Below are 13,788 nucleotides of genomic sequence, written 5' to 3' on the forward strand. Positions count from 1 at the left end.
GATTTAAGCATCACTCAATGTCAACCGCTTACTTGACAAAAAATTCAAATATATAAAACCCATAAGATGGAAGGGAGCTAATGGTTACGTGTCACAACCTCGGCAGAACACTCTAGTATCGCAATTTATCCGGCAGTGCTCGAAGAGGAAGACCCTTAACTAAACAATCGTACCTTTATTAAGGTACGTAGTGACTTCACTGGACTGCTCATTGGTCACCTCGCCTCTAAGCATTGGAGATGCCTACCCATAAACTGAAAGAAAAACAATCGATACAAGCAGCGCTAGTGATTTCATAGCTTATATAGAGCTTATAAAAAACTACTCAACAAAACCCTTAACCAATCAGTTATCTTCCTTCTACAATCCAAGTAAAAAGCTCAGATCATCTCACTGGATCAAATTTGAGTATTCAAAGCTCGTACCACACCTATCAAACAGGTGAAACGTAAAATCAAAGACTTAAGATTGTAATCTACCCTTCGAAGTTGATCGTAACTATGAAAGCTTGACTTCAATAAAAGTTTTAGTTTCAAGTTAGGCATGTAGAAGATATAGAATCCCCAATTTACCAAAGAAAACTATCCATTAATAGATTTCTACAGCTTTAATCCTAAAGCACCTACGTCAAAACCTGAATGAAACAAAAATTTTGATGTCGAGTACCTTTACCTATTATGCCCTCTCGCTAAACACTAATTTTAGGGCAAGTGCAGTAAATCCTCCCGCAAACACTTTCTGAAAAACTAAACTTACCTTTTCGGAACACACTATAAGCGCACTAAAAACACTAGAAGCTGTTTCATAACTTCTAATGAAAATTACCCAACGAAAAACTCTTGTCAGCGTTTGAAATCCAAGACATGACTGATTGTAGGTCCCCTTCATCAATCGCCTTTGTAAATTGCTGCTTTATGAACTCATTGCTTGACCTAACAGACCTAGAAGATGACTCAATCTTATCAATGCACACAGTAACTACTTGAGACTCATGATAATGATACAAGGCAAAAGTATAGATATTTAATTCTCTAGCCTTGGCCTTCCGAAGCCCTTCGAAAATCACTTCATTAAACTCTTCTTTCACAGATTACCTACTGACTTAGAAAAGCATAACACCTTAATCAGCCGCCATCGGAGTTGTGTCGCTTAGTGCTTTCTTCATGCCATAAGACACCTCCATACCAGTTAGGTGGAGGTATGTGTAAAAGCGGGTTAGATTCCGAACCAAATAGAATCATTTGTTATATCCCCCCTTCATCACCGCCCACTTTAAAAAATTAATCACGGAAAATTATTTAACAGATATTAATCACTAATAAGAGGTATTTATAAAGGGAAACCAAGCTCAGCGCAGAAACAAAAAACTATTCTATTTACCAGCGCCAAGTCACCGCCAGATAGGGTCCATGCTGGGTAATATCATAGGCAAAGCGACCATCAGAAAGTCGATCGGAATAATTAATACTGTAATATTGGTAGCCCAGGCGCAATGAGGCGGTTTTCCAGGCGCGCCAGTCTAATCCTGCCAATAGATTCCACTGCAAATCATCACCGCCAGCTCCAAAACCGCCGATTTCGGTACGCGCCCCCAGGGTCAGGCAGTCATTCACAGCAAAACCCATACGGGTACCAATAGTCGGCTCCCACCAACTTTTGCGGCCGCCCAAACGATTTTGGATTTCTGGCATTCTGCCGATATCAATACCCACGCGGGCTTTCACTTCCTGCCTCAGGCGATTCCAACGTACACCCACGCCTATATCCCAAAAATAGCGCCGCTCGCTTTCGCCAAAATGGCCTTGCAGTACCCGGTAAGCGCCAAATGCAGCCACCCACGCCTGATGAACATCCACATTCACATCGATATCAACATCTATATCCAACTGGGGGTTTCGGGGTGGCGCAATCGTTGTGCCCTCATTTAAATTGAGGTGTACATAATAGAGGTCCGAAACCAGGCCAAAGCGTCCTCTCCAAGCTTCCAGACGTACAGAAAAAGCCGCATTCAGGAGCTCTAGGGTTTTTCTTAAGTTCAGATCTACATCCACAGTGGTATCCGCCACTGTGGCCTTTCCTTTGGTGCGAAGTGGCAGAAAAATGTAGGGGGTGGCCGCAAAGCGCCAGTCATCTACGGTTGTCGCAGGGGGGCGGCTCTGAGGCGCATATTGGGCTGAAATTGCATACGAAAAAAAAAGCGCTATTAACCCAGAAATAATTGCCACCGCCCTTATTACTGACAAGAGCATCTCCATTTAATGGTTTTACCGAGGTTCAATCTCAATAAGCATCCATTAAGAATAGATAGCGATAGCCAGGCGGGGAATTGACCGAAGGGAAAGCACCGCGCCGGAAATGGCGCGGTGGCTGTAGGCACTTGGGATAGTGCGCAGGGTTTACGTTTTTGCTCGCTTAGTCGTTCACTTCAGGGCGCATATGCGGGAACAGCAGTACGTCGCGGATCGATGGAGAGTTGGTAAACAGCATTACCAGACGGTCGATACCGATGCCCTCACCAGCGGTGGGCGGCAGGCCGTATTCCAGCGCGCGGATATAGTCGGCGTCGTAGTGCATGGCTTCGTCGTCACCGGCATCTTTCTCCGCAACCTGGGCTTTGAAGCGTTCAGCCTGATCTTCCGCGTCGTTCAACTCGGAGAAACCATTGGCAATCTCGCGGCCGCCAACGAAGAATTCAAAGCGGTCGGTGACAAACGGATTGTCATCGTTGCGACGAGCCAACGGAGACACTTCGGTTGGGTACTCAGTGATAAAGGTCGGCTGGTCGAGACGGTGCTCTACAGTCTTCTCGAAGATCTCGATCTGTACCTTACCCAGGCCCCAGCTATCTTTCAGCGGGATTTCCAGCTTCTCGGCTACCGCGCGGGCGGATTCGATATTGTCGATATCAGCCGCAGTCAGTTCCGGGTTGTAGTGCAGGATGGAGTCGAACACAGACAACCGCGCGAACGGCTTGGAGAAGTCGTAGCTGCTGTCCTGGTATTCCACAGTGGTGGAGCCCAGTACATCTTCACAGATACCGCGCAGCATCTTCTCGGTGAGATCCATCAGGTCATTGTAGTCCGCGTACGCCTGGTAAAACTCAAGCATGGTGAATTCGGGGTTGTGGCGCGTGGACAGACCCTCGTTGCGGAAGTTGCGGTTGATCTCGTAAACCCGCTCAAAACCACCCACAACCAGACGCTTCAGGTACAGCTCCGGGGCAATACGCAGGTACATATCGATATCCAGCGCATTGTGGTGGGTAACGAACGGACGCGCGCTGGCACCACCGGGAATAACTTGCAGCATGGGTGTTTCCACTTCCATAAACTGCTGGGCGTTGAGGAAGTCGCGGATGTACTCAATCACTTTAGAGCGCACTCGGAACACTTCGCGGGCTTCCGGCGTGGCGATCAGGTCCACGTAGCGCTGGCGATAACGCATTTCCTGGTCGGCGATGCCGTGGAATTTTTCCGGCAGCGGGCGCAGCGCTTTGGTTAGCAGGCTGTACTCTTCACAGTTGACGTAGAGATCGCCCTTGCCGGATTTGTGCAGTGTGCCTTTTACGCCGACGATATCGCCGATATCCCAGGCACCGAAGCGCTCTTTAATATCTTTTTGTGCCGCTTTATCGGCATAGAGCTGGATGCGATCAGATACATCCTGGATCACCATAAAGGGTCCGCGTTTAGCCAGGATTCGCCCCGCTACGCACGCCCGTTTACCCAGTTCTTCCAGCTCCTCTTTCTGTTTATCGCCGAACTCAGTTTGCAGGTCGGCAGCGAGGTTCTCGCGGCGAAAACTGTTGGGGAAAGCATTGCCCTTCTCGCGTAGAGCGGAAAGCTTGGTGCGGCGCTCGGCGATCAGTTTGTTTTCGTCTTGCTGGATATCAGTCATGGTGATCTATCAGTTTTGTGAGTGATATTACCCCTCGTCCCATTAGTGAGAGACGAGGGGCGCGGTGAGAGTGGAGTCTTTAAATCAGAGGCCGGCTTTGAGGCTGGCTTCGATAAACTGGTCCAGGTCTCCATCCAGTACTGCCTGGCAGTTGCTGGTCTGGACACTGGTGCGCAGGTCCTTGATACGCTGGTCGTCCAACACGTAGGAGCGGATCTGGCTGCCCCAACCGATGTCGGCCTTGCTGTCTTCCATGGCCTGCTTCTCTGCGTTGCGCTTGAGCATTTCCTGCTCGTACATTTTTGCGCGCAGCATTTTCCAGGCTTTATCGCGGTTCTGGTGCTGGGAGCGCTCGCTCTGGCACTGCACGACGATACCGGATTCTGTGTGGGTCAAACGCACCGCAGAATCGGTTTTGTTCACGTGCTGACCACCGGCGCCGGACGCGCGATAGGTGTCTTCACGCACCTGGGATTTGTCGATTTCAATCTCGATATTGTCATCGATTTCCGGTGACACAAATACCGAGCTGAAAGAAGTGTGACGGCGGTTGCCGGAATCAAACGGCGATTTGCGCACCAGGCGATGTACACCGGTTTCTGTGCGCAGCCATCCGAACGCGTGGTCGCCGGCGAAATGCACAGTGGCACTTTTGATACCGGCCACTTCCCCCGCGGAGACCTCTTCCAGGGTGGTCTTGAAGCCGTGGGCTTCACCCCAGCGCAGGTACATACGCAGGATCATTTCCGCCCAGTCCTGGGCCTCGGTACCGCCGGAGCCAGCCTGAATATCCAGGTAGGCATTGTTCTCGTCATTCTCTCCGGAGAACATACGGCGGAATTCCAGAATCCCCAGCTGCTGCTGGAGACCTTCGATCTCAGTGGAGACCTCCCCTACGGAGTCCTCATCATTTTCCTCGACTGCCATTTCCAACAGTTCGCGGCAATCGGCAATGCCGGAGTCGAGGTTTTCGATGGTATTAACCACCGTTTCCAGGGAAGAGCGCTCGCGCCCCAGTTCCTGTGCGCGGTTGGGGTCGTCCCAAACGCTTGGCTCAGCCAGCTCCAGCTCTACTTCGGTGAGACGTTCTTTCTTGCTGGCGTAGTCAAAGATACCCCCTAAGAACGTCAGTGCGCTCTTCGAGGTCTTTTAATTGATTGAGGAGGGGATTGATTTCCATGAACTTTCGGTGTCCGGACAAAATAAAAAGCGGCGCGCATTCTACCGCAGCGCGCGGGGGTCCTTCCAGTCAGCCAGCCGCTGTAAATTGCGCAAAATCCCTATTTGCAGAACTGACCGGATAACTTCTGCAAAATCGCGCAGTCCGGTGAGTCATCACCGGCACAACTGTCGATAAACGAATGTAGGGTTTCACGCATTGCCAACATATCGCGCAACTGGGTTTCTAGCATGGAGAGTTTTTCGTGCACCAACTGCTTGGTTTCACGGCTGTGTCGCTCGGGATTACCCTTAAGCCCCAACAGAGTGCGTACCTCCTCTATGGAGAAGCCGCAGGCGCGAGCGCGCTGGATAAAGCGCAAGGTCTCCAGATTGTCCTCGGTGTAATGGCGGTAGCCATTGGCCTTGCGCGCGGGAGTCACCAAACCGATCGATTCATAGTGGCGCAGGGCCTTACTACTGAGCCCCGAATGCTGTGCCGCCTGAGAAATATTCACTGCCAACTCCCAACCTATTGACCACTAGAGTTTACCCTTAAGCGCTGTTATCCCGGCACTGGGAAAATTGATACTGCATCTTTTCGGCAGGGTCGTAACCCAGCTCCAGGGCGGCATCCAGAGCGTCCATACTGATCAAGTGCAACAATATATCCCCTGTGGGCGCACCACAGACAGCCGGAAACATTCGATCTGTGCGCACACCGCAGCGGGATTCCTGCACCATCAAACCATTTTCCCGTAACTTGGCCTGACTCTGCTGTAAAGTCATGCCACCGCCCTCGCACTGCTTGCGGCCACTCTTGCGATAGACCCAAACCAGTTCACCCGACCTAGTTGCGGGAGGGTTGGACGTCACCTCTGGCTGACTGGAGCCCGGGGTATTCTCTACCTGATTTTCCATAGCCTTTTCCTCCTTGGCTCCACCGCAGGCCGCCATAGCCAGTAAAGTCAGCACCAGCAAAGCAGACAATTTTATTTTCACCATCACACTTCCTCCATAAAGCAATGGCCACCCAGCTTAAGACAGCGCCAGCCAGGCTCCCACCAGTAACATCAAAGTACCGGAAATACGGTTAATTAAACGTACATTTTCAGCGCGTTCCAGCAGGCGACTGAGGGCCTGACCACCCCCAGCGTAAATCAGCAAACACAAGGTTTCCAGCAACAGTATGGTGGCGATCAACATAGAAAGCTGCGGTGCCAAGGGCTTGCTTTGGTTGATAAAGGGCGGCAACAGAGCAATAAAGAAGGCCCACCCCTTAGGATTTGCAACCGCAGTAATAAACCCCTGAACCATCAGCGCTTTTGCGGAGGGCCGGGCGCGCCCCTGTGCCGCATCAAGAGAAGCCAGCTGCCCCCGGGAACGCCACATCTGTATGCCCATCCAGGCGAGGTAGGCACCGCCGCAGTATTTAAATAGCTGAAATACAGTGGGATACTGCACCATTACCACCGCCGCACCGAGCACCGTAGCCAAGGCCACTAGCGCTACTCCTACCAGCTCGCCAACCATCATCCACAGGGTGTGGCGCACCCCCACCGTAATACCAAGGCTTAGGGCCAGCATCATGCACAGTCCCGGGGTTACCGAGGCAAAAAAGCTGGCGGGGACAAAAAGCGCGAGTACAGACAATTCCATTGTATTTTCCTAGTGATGGGTACCACTGTGGTTCCCATAATGGCTTACCAGCATCCCAGCCAGCATCAGGCCACAGCCAATCAATTCTGTGGTGTTAAGCATCTCATTAAGGAATAACCAGCCTGCCGCTAGAGCAAACACCGCCTCCAGGCTCATAATCACCGTGGCGTGGGATGGTGCCGCATGGCGCTGAGCCAACAACTGGAAAGTAAATGCCAGCGCAGTGGAGAAAATCATCATGTAGGCGATCGGCCAGGCCGCATCCACAGCGGACTGTATCGTTGCCTGCTCGGTGAAGAGGGATGCCAGGGCCGACAACAGACCACAGACCAGAAACTGAATACAGGCCAGACGCAGTGCATCGTAGCGTTTCACCAAGCGATCCGCAGAGAGCACCTGGATGGCGAAGACAAAAGCACTGGCAAACACCATCAGGTCGCCAACTAACTGAGATTCTTCACTGAAGTCCGCCAGCCAGTAGAGGCCAAATAAAGCCAGACCAATACCGCCCCAAGTCCAGCGATTGGTTTTATGCCCGAGGGACAAACCGATAACCGGCACCAACAGGAGGTAAAACCCGGTGATAAAACCAGCGCGGCCAGCAGTGGTGTAGAGCAGGCTGATCTGTTGCAGCGCCGCACCTAGGAACAACCAAAAACCGAGTAGAGCACCGCCGGGTAAACAGGCTCTCCAGCGGTGGCTAACGGTATGTCCGTTCGCCTCGCCAGGTTGGGCATCTCTGCGCGAAGATAGCCAATAAACGATGGGCACTAAAATAAGGCCGCCGAGGATAAAGCGCCAGGCATTGAACGCCAACGGCTCAATATCTGCCATGGCGATCTTTTGTGGCACAAAGGCGACGCCCCAGAAAAGAGCGGCTAATAACAGCAGGACTTCGGCCTGGACTTGTTTACGTTTCACTACTTTTTACTTCCAACCACTTTTTATTACTGTTGTGAACAAGCTCCAAGCAATTCACAACTTTCCGAAAGGTGCTCCTATATAGCCTCCAGCAGGCTCACCATTAATTGCAGGGATTCGCGCCCACGAAATTCATTGACGTCTAACTTGTAAGCCAGGCGCACTCGCTCGGTGGGCTGCGGCCACTGGTCTGTATCTATATTAAAAGCAATGGCATCAAGGGCCAGCTGTGGCGCCTGCAGCGGAGCGACCACCATTTTCAGGTGCCGCTCGCCGACAATGCGTTGCTGAAGCAATAGAAACTCGCCATCGAAGACCGGCTCGGGAAACGCCTGCCCCCAGGGGGCACAGGCACGCAACAGGGCCGCGGTTTGCAGGGTGTAGTCTGCAATATCCAATTCACCATCGGAATCGATCACGGCCTGCAATTGATTCTCATCCAGGCGCTTGCGCACCACTCGTTCAAACTCCGCCCGGAAAGCATCGAGGTTTTGTGCAGGCAGACTCAACCCTGCGGCCATGGCATGACCGCCGAATTTACTGATCAGCTCAGGATTGGCTGCGGCCACATCGCTCAGGGCATCGCGGATATGCAAGCCGGGTATGGAACGCGCCGAGCCTTTTACCAGGTCGTTATCCCCTTCGGCAAAGGCAATTACCGGGCGGTGGAATTTCTCCTTGATACGACTGGCAAGAATACCCACCACCCCTTGATGCCAATTGGCATCGTAGAGACACAGGCTCCAGGGAATTTCCCCCTCCAGCTGCAGTTCTTCCAACGCCGCTAGAGCTTCCCGCTGCATACCCTGCTCTATGGCCTTGCGGTCCCGGTTGAGCCTATCCAGCTCCCCCGCCAACTCACGAGCTTCACTGGGATCGCGGGTCAGGAGGCAGCGGATGCCTGTGCCAATATCATCCAGGCGCCCGGCCGCATTGATACGTGGCCCCAGGATAAAACCAATATCGGTGGTGGAAAGCCTGCGTTGGTCTCGCCCGGCCACCTCAAATAAAGCGGAAATACCGGGTCGGCAGCGCCCGGAACGAATACGGGCGATACCCTGGTGCACCAGAATGCGGTTGTTGTGATCCAGCGGCACCAGGTCAGCGACAGTGCCGAGCGCCACCAAATCGAGATATTCAGCCATATTCGGCGGAGCGATACCGCTCTGCGCAAACCAACCGCATTCCTGCAGGGCACTGCGTAGGCGACTCAACAGGTAAAAGATAACTCCCACACCGGCGAGATTCTTACTGGGGAAATCACAGTTCGGCTGGTTCGGGTTCACAATGGCATCGGCATCCGGCAGCTCACTGCCGGGCAGGTGGTGATCGGTTACGATCACTGTCATGCCTGCGGCCTTGGCCGCCGCCACCCCATCAATGCTGCTGATGCCGTTATCCACGGTGATCAGCATATCCGGGGCGTAATCCTTGGCCACCTCTACGATTTCCGGGGTGAGGCCGTAACCAAAATCAAAGCGGTTCGGCACCAGGAAGTCCACGCCCGGCGCACCCATGGCCCCCAGTGCCAGCACGGCGAGCGTGCTGCTGGTGGCACCATCGGCATCGAAGTCACCGACGATCAAGATCATCTGTTGCGCCCGCACGGCTTCCACCAGCAGTGTCACCGCTGTATCCAGCCCCCGCATCGACTGTGGTTGTTGCAGCTTGGCGAGGCTGTGGTCCAGGGCTTCCTCGCTGACGATACCGCGACCAAGCAGTACCCTCTGCAAAATTTTGGGGGTTTCAGAAGCAAAACGGCCAGTGGAAAAATCCACTGGCCGCCGCTGAATTGTTGTATTCATTCTCTCTCAGCTATTTTTAATCCGGCCGCCAAATCCCTCGCTGCGCCAGCTAGTGCCCTTCGGACAGCATGGTCGCCATATAGTCGTGCACCTGGGACAAGTCGTTGGGCAGCACCTTGAATCGCTCTTCGCGTTGCCAGAGGTCCTGCATATGGGCCGGCAGGGGAATTTCGGTTTGTGGCAGTGCCTGCGCCACAGCATCGGGGAATTTTGCCGGGTGTGCGGTGGATAAGCAAACCATTGGCTGCTCGGCGGAGCGGCGCACTCTTCTTGCGGCCTCGACACCAATAGCGGTATGGGGATCGAGCAGATAACCGGTCGCCAGGTACTGTTCACGAATCACCTCAATAGTACGCGCATCGTCGACCCTATAGCTGGAAAATATCTTTTGGGCCTGCGCCAGGGCCGATTCGCTCAAGTGCATAGGTACACTGCGATCTGCCAGCAACTCCGCCACTGCGGCACCATCGCGGCCGTAGAGATCAAACAGCAGGCGCTCAAAATTGCTCGACACCATGATATCCATGCTGGGCGACAGGCTGTGTATCAGCGGCTTGGGCGTGTGGTCGTTATCGCTGATGCAGCGGTGCAGGATATCGTTGGCGTTGGTAGCGATCACCAATTGGTCGATTGGCAAACCCATCTGCTTCGCCAGGTAACCGGCAAAAATATCGCCAAAATTGCCGGTGGGCACGGAGAAATTTACCGTCTTATCTGGTGCGCCCAGGCGCAAGGCCGCGTAAAAGTAGTAGACAATCTGCGCCATAATGCGCGCCCAATTAATGGAGTTCACCGCCACTAAACGGCGCCCATCGGGTAAAAATGACTGGTTGGCGAAGCTGGCCTTCACCATATTCTGGCAATCGTCGAAATTACCTTCCATGGCAATATTGAACACATTGTCTGACAACACTGTGGTCATCTGCCGGCGCTGTACTTCTGAGACCCGATTGTGGGGATGCAAAATAAAAATATCGATATTGTCGCAGTGGCGGCAGCCTTCAATTGCCGCCGAACCGGTATCCCCGGAAGTCGCCCCCATCACCACCACGCGCTCACCACGCTTTTTCAGCAGGTGGTCGAACAACTGACCGAGAAACTGCAGGGCAAAATCTTTAAAGGCCAAAGTCGGGCCGTGGAAAAGCTCAAGAATCCACTCATTGGTATCGGTCTGTACCAAAGGCGCTACCGCCCTGTGACGAAACTGACCCTGCCCCAAACCATAGGAGCGCCCGATAATATCCCGCAGCTCCCGCTTACTGAGATCCTCTCCCACAAACGGCCGGATAATTTCAAAAGCCAACTGCTGGTAATCCATACCCGCCATAGCCGCAATATCCACTCGGGAAAATTGCGGCAGTGACTCGGGCACATAGAGACCGCCATCGCTGGCGAGCCCGGTGAGGACGGTATCGGCAAAAGAGAGAGACGGCGCGCGGCCGCGGGTGCTGACAAATTTCACGATGTTATTTCGCTCTTGGATCTCGTGGGCAATAGTGAAAACTGGCACCGACTCCTATGGAACGGCGCCATGTAGCAAAGGGAGTAAGGATCAGCCGAGGCTCTCCACGCGAATGCGCACCACTTCCCCCTCGACTGTATCCAGGGCCTCAATTTGCGCGACCGCCTCGCGCAGGCAGGCCTCCCTGGCACGGCTGGTGAGAATCACCACTGGGACCAACTCTTCCCCATCGACCGGCTCGTGCTGAATCAGGGCCTCAATGCTGATGCCCTGATCGCTACAAATAGTTGCCACCTTGGACATAACACCCGGCTTATCATGAGCGGAAATACGCAGGTAATAGCTGGTGACCACTTCTTCCTCCGGCAACACCAGGGTATCGCCCTGCTCTGCCAAGGCCACCCCGGCAGCCGGTACCCGCTGATCCGGCTTGGCATCCAGGGTGCGCGCCACATCGACAATATCGGCAATCACTGCCGAGGCTGTAGCTTCGGCACCGGCGCCTGCGCCGTAATACAGCGTTGGCCCCACCGCATCGCCGTTGACCAGCACCGCATTCATCACACCATTTACATTGGCGATCAGGCGACGCTGGGGAATCAAGGTTGGATGTACCCTCAGTTCCACCCCCTGCTCTGTGCGGCGCGCGATGCCCAGATGTTTAATGCGATAGCCGAGTTCATCGGCATAGCGGATATCTTCCGGACAAATGCGGCTGATACCCTCGGTATAAGCCTTGTCGAAGGCAAGCGGGATAGTGAAAGCCAAGGAAGCCATAATTACCAGCTTGTGCGCAGCATCGATGCCCTCTACATCGAAGGTCGGGTCTGCTTCTGCATATCCCAAAGCCTGCGCCTGAACCAGAGCCTCATCAAAGCTGCGACCCTTCTCGCGCATTTCAGTGAGGATATAATTTCCTGTGCCATTAATAATACCGGCGAGCCATTCGATGCGGTTGCCCACCAGGCCCTCGCGCAGAGATTTAATAATAGGGATGCCACCGGCCACGGCCGCTTCATAGGCAATGGTGACCCCCTTTTGTGCGGCCAGTTCAAACAGCTCATTACCGTGCTCGGCGATCAGTGCCTTGTTCGCGGTCACCACATGCTTGCCGTTTTCAATTGCCACCAGGACCAGCTCGCGCGCTACCGTGGTGCCGCCAATCAGCTCCACCAAAATATCAACATTGGGGTTGTTGGCGACATCGAAGATATCGCGGGTAACATCCAGCTCGCTGGTATCGCAATCGGGGTTGTCGCGGCGGGCCCCGACCTGCTCAATCACTACCGAGCGGCCACAACGCGCGGCCACTTCGTTTCCATTGCGCGCCAGGACATTGATTGTTCCGCTGCCCACCGTGCCCAAACCGCAAACACCGATACGCACTGCACGCTGCGGCTCTACCGCAGGCATCTGATCCGCCGCCTCTGCGACGTCTTCAATTGTTGCGCTCACAAATTCCCTCCGCGCGTAGGCCCCCGGCAATGCACCCCAACCTAAAATGCCACACCAGGAGAAGACGCAATAAAAACAAATAAAATTAACAAAATATCGACAACCTTACCGAGCTGAAAGCAAAAAAGTCAATAAAATTGCGCCAGCCAGACTCCACCCTCAACGATGGGGTAAACGAAACTTTTGTCACCCAAAAGAACTCCTTGAAATAGGAGCCATCCTCAGTAGATGCTATAAGTGCATCTACTAGCATCAGGTACCAGCAACCTGCGAAATTGCATCCACCGCGCCTTTTCCAAAAAATGGGCGCACTGAAAAACGGACTCAGATAGCGGTCGAGTGATGAAAAAAACCCTTATCCTTTATACTGGCGGAACCCTGGGAATGCGCCGCAGTGAATCCGGCTATGTGCCGGACGCCGATCTTGAAGGTGCCCTGCAGCGCCTGCTACAGGATGTGATCGGCCAACTACCGAGCTATGACTTCCAGGCCCTCGACCCGCTCCTCGACAGCGCCAATATGCAACCCCAGGACTGGTACCGCATCGCCGCCCTGATACGCGACAACTATAGCCACTACACAGGCTTCGTTGTGCTGCACGGCACCGATACTATGGCTTATACCGCCTCCGCGCTGTCCTTCGCCCTGCAGGGACTGGCCAAACCGGTAGTGGTAACCGGCTCTCAGATCCCCTTGCGGGAAATGCGCAGCGACGCTTATAACAATTTAATCGCCGCCTTGCTGTTGAGCGGTTCAGATAGTATCGGTGAGGTCTGCCTCTACTTTAACGGCAAGCTGCTCCGCGGCAACCGTGCGGTAAAAGTCAGCTCCGGCTCACTGGATGCCTTCTCCAGCCCCAATTATCCAAGCCTCGGCGAAGTGGGCATCCAGGTGCATATCGATCCTAATGCTTTATTGATGCACGGAGACACACCGCAGTTTGAAATCCCCAACAACGCCGATGGCAGCGTTGTATTGGTGAAATTATTCCCCGGAATTACTCCGCTGTTTCTCAGTAAAGTTATTGAAGCACGCCCACGCGGTATAGTGATTGAAACCTACGGTACCGGCAATGCCCCCACCGACAATCAGGCATTTACCGAGCAGCTTACCAGAGCTACAGAGCTGGGAATTATTTGTGTGGCGGTATCACAATGCCTGGAAAACCATGTGGATCTCGGCAAGTACGCTGCCGGCTCGGCACTATTGCACGCCGGGGTGATCGGTGGCCTGGATATGACCAGCGAAGCCTGCTATGCCAAATTGAATCATCTGTTAGCCATGAACTTCACAAACAGTGAAGTTAAAGACTTAATGGAAACTCCGCTATGCGGGGAATGCACCCCCTAACAAAATCAAACGGGATTTATTGAGCAATACGCAGAAAAAATTCTGCCAGCTTATCGTTGCAGATATAAATCCCGACGGCTT

General features: G+C 53.4%; 12 protein-coding genes. 1 reads left to right on the forward strand and 11 read right to left on the reverse strand.

Annotated elements, in window-relative coordinates; genetic code table 11:
* Nucleotides 1-811: 811 nt before the first annotated feature.
* The 11 genes from ACJJIO_RS03425 to ACJJIO_RS03475 all read right to left on the reverse strand — a co-directional run bounded on the left by ACJJIO_RS03425 (nucleotide 812) and on the right by ACJJIO_RS03475 (nucleotide 12,315).
* Nucleotides 812-1,087 carry a hypothetical protein gene (locus ACJJIO_RS03425; protein WP_444910160.1) on the reverse strand — a complete coding sequence of 92 codons (276 nt, stop codon included), beginning with the start codon at nucleotides 1,085-1,087 and terminating at the stop codon, nucleotides 812-814.
* A 289-nt stretch (nucleotides 1,088-1,376) separates the two neighbouring features.
* On the reverse strand, nucleotides 1,377-2,243 hold the full coding sequence (locus ACJJIO_RS03430) for a hypothetical protein (protein ID WP_444910161.1): 867 nt from the start codon (nucleotides 2,241-2,243) through the stop codon (nucleotides 1,377-1,379).
* 169 nt (nucleotides 2,244-2,412) lie between these two features.
* Entirely contained in the window at nucleotides 2,413-3,897 is a 1,485-nt protein-coding gene (gene lysS / locus ACJJIO_RS03435; RefSeq protein WP_444910162.1) for a lysine--tRNA ligase, read from the reverse strand.
* Between the two features lie 84 nt (nucleotides 3,898-3,981).
* Nucleotides 3,982-5,077 (reverse strand): peptide chain release factor 2 gene (gene prfB / locus ACJJIO_RS03440; protein ID WP_157533496.1). Its coding sequence is split into 2 segments (ribosomal slippage): nucleotides 3,982-5,004 and nucleotides 5,006-5,077, totalling 1,095 coding nucleotides; the frame shifts between segments, so codons are not numbered across the junction.
* 100 nt (nucleotides 5,078-5,177) lie between these two features.
* Nucleotides 5,178-5,573, reverse strand: coding sequence for a MerR family transcriptional regulator (locus tag ACJJIO_RS03445; protein WP_444884197.1), 396 nt, complete (start codon nucleotides 5,571-5,573; stop codon nucleotides 5,178-5,180).
* Nucleotides 5,574-5,610: 37 nt separating this feature from the next.
* Nucleotides 5,611-6,060: a hypothetical protein gene (locus tag ACJJIO_RS03450; protein WP_444884196.1), complete on the reverse strand. Its 450-nt coding sequence runs from the start codon at nucleotides 6,058-6,060 to the stop codon at nucleotides 5,611-5,613.
* Between the two features lie 33 nt (nucleotides 6,061-6,093).
* The gene (locus ACJJIO_RS03455; RefSeq protein ID WP_444884195.1) at nucleotides 6,094-6,714 is read right to left on the reverse strand and encodes a LysE family translocator; all 621 of its coding nucleotides are present in this window, start codon (nucleotides 6,712-6,714) and stop codon (nucleotides 6,094-6,096) included.
* Between the two features lie 9 nt (nucleotides 6,715-6,723).
* Complete coding sequence (locus tag ACJJIO_RS03460; RefSeq protein ID WP_444884194.1) at nucleotides 6,724-7,635, reverse strand: DMT family transporter; 912 nt, start codon at nucleotides 7,633-7,635, stop codon at nucleotides 6,724-6,726.
* A 77-nt stretch (nucleotides 7,636-7,712) separates the two neighbouring features.
* Complete coding sequence (gene recJ, locus ACJJIO_RS03465) at nucleotides 7,713-9,440, reverse strand: single-stranded-DNA-specific exonuclease RecJ (protein ID WP_444910163.1); 1,728 nt, start codon at nucleotides 9,438-9,440, stop codon at nucleotides 7,713-7,715.
* Between the two features lie 49 nt (nucleotides 9,441-9,489).
* Nucleotides 9,490-10,902: a threonine synthase gene (thrC, locus tag ACJJIO_RS03470; RefSeq protein WP_444910970.1), complete on the reverse strand. Its 1,413-nt coding sequence runs from the start codon at nucleotides 10,900-10,902 to the stop codon at nucleotides 9,490-9,492.
* 90 nt (nucleotides 10,903-10,992) lie between these two features.
* Nucleotides 10,993-12,315 carry a homoserine dehydrogenase gene (locus ACJJIO_RS03475; RefSeq protein ID WP_444910971.1) on the reverse strand — a complete coding sequence of 441 codons (1,323 nt, stop codon included), beginning with the start codon at nucleotides 12,313-12,315 and terminating at the stop codon, nucleotides 10,993-10,995.
* Nucleotides 12,316-12,699: 384 nt separating this feature from the next.
* On the opposite strand from ACJJIO_RS03475, the gene ACJJIO_RS03480 reads away from it, so the two are divergent.
* Nucleotides 12,700-13,707, forward strand: coding sequence for an asparaginase (locus tag ACJJIO_RS03480; protein WP_444910164.1), 1,008 nt, complete (start codon nucleotides 12,700-12,702; stop codon nucleotides 13,705-13,707).
* Nucleotides 13,708-13,788 lie beyond the last annotated feature (81 nt).

The sequence above is a fragment of the Microbulbifer mixtoriginis (SeqCode) genome (genome assembly GCF_052467235.1).

Bases quoted from the DNA above. Each gene is read 5' to 3' on its own strand.
- lysS (WP_444910162.1), bottom strand. From the start codon at position 3,897: ATGACTGATATCCAGCAAGACGAAAACAAACTGATCGCCGAGCGCCGC.
- ACJJIO_RS03450 (WP_444884196.1), bottom strand. From the start codon at position 6,060: ATGGTGAAAATAAAATTGTCTGCTTTGCTGGTGCTGACTTTACTGGCT.
- ACJJIO_RS03455 (WP_444884195.1), bottom strand. From the start codon at position 6,714: ATGGAATTGTCTGTACTCGCGCTTTTTGTCCCCGCCAGCTTTTTTGCC.
- recJ (WP_444910163.1), bottom strand. From the start codon at position 9,440: ATGAATACAACAATTCAGCGGCGGCCAGTGGATTTTTCCACTGGCCGT.
- ACJJIO_RS03475 (WP_444910971.1), bottom strand. From the start codon at position 12,315: ATGCCTGCGGTAGAGCCGCAGCGTGCAGTGCGTATCGGTGTTTGCGGT.
- ACJJIO_RS03480 (WP_444910164.1), top strand. From the start codon at position 12,700: ATGAAAAAAACCCTTATCCTTTATACTGGCGGAACCCTGGGAATGCGC.